Source organism: Mesorhizobium sp. M2E.F.Ca.ET.209.01.1.1 (genome assembly GCF_004010375.2).
GTDB lineage: Bacteria > Pseudomonadota > Alphaproteobacteria > Rhizobiales > Rhizobiaceae > Mesorhizobium.
The window spans coordinates 1-303 of record NZ_SADP02000987.1 but is presented as its reverse complement, the minus strand read 5'-3'; the positions used below and the strand labels follow the sequence as shown (position 1 = coordinate 303).

Annotated in this window: 1 pseudogene; it reads right to left on the bottom strand. The window is 71.6% G+C overall.

The window, feature by feature from the left end:
- A pseudogene (locus EN852_RS38790) lies at window positions 1–303 on the bottom strand (hypothetical protein); the annotation flags it as partial.

Here is a 303-nt window from a genome sequence, read left to right as displayed (position 1 = left end):
CGGTAGGCATCGACGGCGGAATCCTGGGTGGCGCCGGCGAACGACGCCACCAGCACCCACATCACCAGCGGCCACCCGCCCTGTTCGGGCCGCACGAAGGCCAGCGCGACCAGCCCGACCAGCACCAGCACCTGCGACACCAGCAGCCAGGAGCGGCGGCGGCCGAGCCGCCCCAGCAGCGGGAAGGCGTAGCGATCCAGCAGCGGCGCCCACAGGAACTTGAGCAGGTAGAAGAAGCTGGCCAGGCTGATCAGGCCGATGCTGCCCAGGTCCAGGCCGACGTCGCGCAGGCGCGTGGACAGG